Origin of the sequence: Micromonospora sp. D75, from assembly GCF_018070405.1 — a bacterium.
Classification (GTDB): Bacteria; Actinomycetota; Actinomycetes; order Mycobacteriales; family Micromonosporaceae; genus Micromonospora; species Micromonospora chalcea.
Window position 1 is genome coordinate 1 of sequence record NZ_JAGPXV010000541.1, and the last position, 4,142, is coordinate 4,142.

Below are 4,142 nucleotides of genomic sequence, written 5' to 3' on the forward strand. Positions count from 1 at the left end.
GCTGCAACTCGACTCCGACGCGCCACGCGGCGCCCGGGGCCGGGGCGCGGCGGCCGGCGACCGTCGCACCACCGCACAGGTAATGCTCCAGACCGAACTGGTCGTCCGCGACTCGACCGGGCCCGTCCCCGCGCCCGGCCGGGACGGCACCGGGGCCTGAGCAGGTGGCCCGGGCCCGCACAGCACTGCGGACCCGGGCGGCCCGTGGACGGCCGCCGGTGACGTCGTCGCCTCCCACAGCCGAGGAGTGAGCGCAGATGCACCCCGCAACGTCCCCCACCGCCGGCGCACCCGCCGGGCGGCATCACCGTACCCCTGTGACCCGACGCCGACTCGTGCGCGGCCTGGCCGCCGTCGCGCTCGCCGTGCCCCTCGCCCTGGGCGCGGCCGGCTGCGGCGACGACGACGCCGGCGGCGACGACGGCCCGGTCAAACTCTCCGTCTTCTGGTGGGGCGGTGAGGCCCGGGCCAAGCTCACCGAGGACGCCCTGGCCCTCTACACCAAGAAGCACCCGGACGTGACGTTCGAGAAGACCTGGCAGGCCAACCAGGGCTACTTCGACAAGCTCGCCACGCTCACCGCCGGCGGCAACCCGCCGGACCTGTTCCAGATCGACGACAACTACCTGGCCGAGTACGCCGGCCGCAGCACCACGCTCGACCTGGGCAGCTACCAGGACTCCGGCAAGCTCGACGTGTCGAAGTTCCCCAAGAGCCTGCTGGAGTACGGCGTGGTCGACGGCAAGCTCGCCGGGGTGGCCGCCGGGGAGAACACCCAGGGCCTGGTCTACAACAAGACGCTGCTGCAAAAGAACGGGCTGCCCGAGCCGACCACCGGGATGAGCTGGGAGGAGCACATCGCCTGGGCCGAGCAGGTGGCGAAGAAGACGAAGGTGCCCGGCACCCAGGATCCGAGCGCAGACTACAAGGCGCTCTGGGTGTGGCTGCGCCAGCAGGGCAAGGACCTGTACAACGGCAAGGAGCTCGGCTTCACCGCCGAGGACGTGACGAAGTGGTTCGAGCTGTGGAAGGGCGCGCGGGACCGGGGCGCCACCCCGAAGCCTGACGTCATCCACGAGGGCAACTCCAGCGACATCACCAAGCAGCTGGTGGTCACCGGCAAGTCGGCCACCTCCTGGGTGTGGGTCAACCAGATGCCCGACCTGAAGAAGAACACCAAGGACGAGCTGGGCGTGGTCGCGTACCCGGGTGACCCGAGCGGGCAGTGGGCGCGCGCCTCGATGTACTGGTCGGTGTTCAAGGGCAGCAAGCACAAGGACGTCGCCGTCGACGTGATCAACTTCCTGAACAACGACCCGGAGGTGGTCGCGCTGCTCGGCACCGACCGTGGTCTGCCGTCGAACATGGATCTGCGCGCCAAGGTCAGCGAGACCGCCACCGACCCGGCCATGAAGCAGTCCATCCAGGTCGAGTCCGACCTGGCGCAGAAGTTCGGCGCCTCGCCCCAGGTGCCGATCAAGGGGCACAGCAAGGTCAAGTCCGAGCTGGTCAAGGCCGCCGAGAACGCCCAGTACGGCCGCGCCACCCCGGCTCAGGCGGCCGAGCAGTTCGTCACCGCCTGCAAGTCCGCGATCGCCTGACCCCACGAAAGGACCGGTCCCGTGGCTGTCACCACGGCGCCCGGCCGGACCCCGCGCACCGGACCGGCCGGCCCTCGCCCCACGCGGCGTCGGGCCGGCCGGGCCCGGCTCGGCGAGGGCCTGGCGGGGTACGTCTTCCTCTCGCCCTGGCTCATCGGACTGATGGGCGTCACGGCGATCCCGATGCTGCTGTCGCTCTGGCTGAGCTTCACCGACTACGACATCCTCACGCCGCTGTCCGAGGTGCGGTGGGTGGGGCTGGCCAACTACGAGCGGATGTTCACCGCCGACCCGTCGTACTGGCACGCGGTGCGGGTCACGCTGACGTTCGCGCTGATCGCGGTGCCGCTGAAGCTGGCCGCCGCGCTCGGCGTGGCGCTGCTGCTCAACCGGGCCTGGCGCGGCGTCGGGCTGTTCCGCAGCCTGTTCTACCTGCCGTCGCTGCTCGGCGGCAGCGTCGCGCTGGCCATCGTCTGGGTCAACATGTTCAACCGGGACGGCGCGTTCAACTCGTTCCTCGCCCTGTTCGGCGTCGAGGGGCTGCCCTGGGTCAGCGACCCGGACTGGGCGCTGGAGACGCTGATGGTGCTGGCGATCTGGCAGTTCGGCGCGCCCATGGTGATCTTCCTGGCCGGGCTGAAGCAGGTACCCACCGAGCTGTACGAGGCGGCGGCGGTGGACGGCGCCGGGGCGTGGCGGCGCTTCCGCGCGGTCACCCTGCCCATGCTCTCCCCGGTGATCTTCTTCAACCTGGTGCTGGAGACCATCAACGGCTTCCAGGGCTTCACCGCCGCGTTCGTGCTCAGCAACGGCACCGGCGGCCCGGTCGACTCCACCCTGATGTACACGCTGAAGCTCTACATCTCCGGCTTCACCGACCTGGAGATGGGCTACGCGTCGGCGATGGCGTGGGTGTTCCTGGTGGCGATCGGCGTGGTCACCGCCGTCTTCTTCAGCACCGGCCGGTTCTGGGTGCACTACTCGGACGGAGACGACTCATGACGGCGCTTCCTGTCGCCCGCCGCCGGCCGGGCGGCGGCCGCAACGTCCTGCGGCTGGTCGTGCTCGTGGCGATCGTCGCGGTGGTGCTCTACCCGCTGTTCTGGATGCTCGGCACGTCGGTCAAGTCGCAGGCCGAGATCGTCAACAACGTCGGCCTGCTGCCGGAGGTGTTCACCCCCGGCAACTACGTCGACGGCTGGACCAACTTCGACATCAGCTTCGGCCGGTTCTTCCTCAACAGCGCAGTGGTCAGCGGGCTCACCGTCGTCGGCAACGCGCTGTCCTGCCTGCTCGCCGCGTACGCCCTGGGCCGGCTGCGGTTCCGGCTGCGCAAGCTGTGGTTCACCGTGATGATCGGAACGCTGCTGCTGCCCGGGCACGTGCTGATCGTGCCGCAGTACATCCTGTTCCGCAGCCTCGGACTGGTCGGCGGCGACTGGCCGTACCTGCCGCTGCTGGTGCCGCAGTTCCTGGCCACCGAGGCGTTCTTCGTCTTCCTCATGGTGCAGTTCATGCGCGGCATCCCGCGCGAGCTGGACGAGGCGGCCACCATCGACGGCGCGTCCCCGTACGGCGTGTTCCGGCACGTCATCCTGCCGCTGAGCCGCCCGGCGCTGGTCACCACCGCGATCTTCTCGTTCATCTGGACCTGGAACGACTTCTTCCGCCAGTTGGTGTTCCTGTCCAGCCTGGAGGACTACACGGTCCCGGTAGCGCTGACGCTGTTCATCGACTCGACGAGCCAGAGCGCCGTCGGCCCGATGTTCGCCATGTCGGTGCTGTCGCTGCTGCCGGTGTTCCTGTTCTTCCTGGCCTTCCAGCGGATGCTCGTCGAGGGCATCAACACCAGCGGGCTGAAGGGATGACCGCCGTACCTGCCCGTGCCGACTGGCGGGACACGCTGCGCGAGGCGACCGACCTGGCGCTGCTCGGCTTCGCCGTGGCGCTGGCCGCGCTGCCGGTGCTGACGCTCGCCCCGGCGCTCGCCACCGCCAGTGCCGCGCTGCACGACAGGTCGATCACCGGTTCCTGGCCCGACGCGCGGACCAGCCTGGCCCGGTTCGGCCGCGCGCTGCCCGCCGGGCTGGCGGTCAGCGCCGTCGCGCTCGCCGCCGTCGCGCTGCTCGCCGCCGACCTGGTCGCGCTCGCCGCCGGCCGGGTTCCCGGCGGCGGGCCCGCGCTCGCGCTCACCGCCGTCGTGGTCGCGGTCCTGCTCGGGTACGCGGGCCTGGTCACCGTCGCGGTCGGGCGCAGCGGCGGCCGGGGCTGGCGGACGGCGGCGCGTGACGTGGCCCGCACCTGCCCGCAGCGCCCCGGCGTGTGGGCCGCCGCCTCCGGCATCTGTGCCCTCGCGGTGCTGCTGGGCGTGCTGGTCACGCCGGTCGCGGTGCCGATCCTCGGCGGGTACGCCCTCGCGGCGCTGCACGCGCTCGACGCCCGCCGCCCGGTCCCCGCCCCGGACCCGACGTGACCGCCGAACCCCGGCTGGTGGTGGACGGCGCCGAGGTGGCCCGGTACCTGGTCCGGCCGGAGCTGGAC

General features: G+C 71.2%; 4 protein-coding genes. All 4 read left to right on the forward strand.

Going from position 1 to position 4,142, the window contains the following annotated elements; all coding sequences use genetic code 11:
• Nucleotides 1–257: 257 nt before the first annotated feature.
• From KBX39_RS24955 to KBX39_RS24970, 4 genes are read left to right on the forward strand one after another with little or no spacing between them, the layout of a single operon-like run.
• A complete protein-coding gene (locus KBX39_RS24955) occupies nt 258–1,601 on the forward strand; it encodes an ABC transporter substrate-binding protein (protein ID WP_210872794.1) in 1,344 nt (447 codons plus the stop codon).
• A gap of 21 nt (nt 1,602–1,622) precedes the next feature.
• Nucleotides 1,623–2,603 carry a carbohydrate ABC transporter permease gene (locus tag KBX39_RS24960; RefSeq protein WP_064445732.1) on the forward strand — a complete coding sequence of 327 codons (981 nt, stop codon included), beginning with the start codon at nt 1,623–1,625 and terminating at the stop codon, nt 2,601–2,603.
• Nucleotides 2,600–3,469, forward strand: a complete 870-nt coding sequence (locus KBX39_RS24965) for a carbohydrate ABC transporter permease (RefSeq protein WP_210872797.1) — start codon at nt 2,600–2,602, stop codon at nt 3,467–3,469. The genes KBX39_RS24960 and KBX39_RS24965 overlap by 4 nt, the downstream gene beginning before the upstream one ends.
• The gene (locus KBX39_RS24970; protein ID WP_210872798.1) at nt 3,466–4,074 is read left to right on the forward strand and encodes a hypothetical protein; all 609 of its coding nucleotides are present in this window, start codon (nt 3,466–3,468) and stop codon (nt 4,072–4,074) included. The genes KBX39_RS24965 and KBX39_RS24970 overlap by 4 nt, the downstream gene beginning before the upstream one ends.
• Nucleotides 4,075–4,142: the final 68 nt, after the last annotated feature.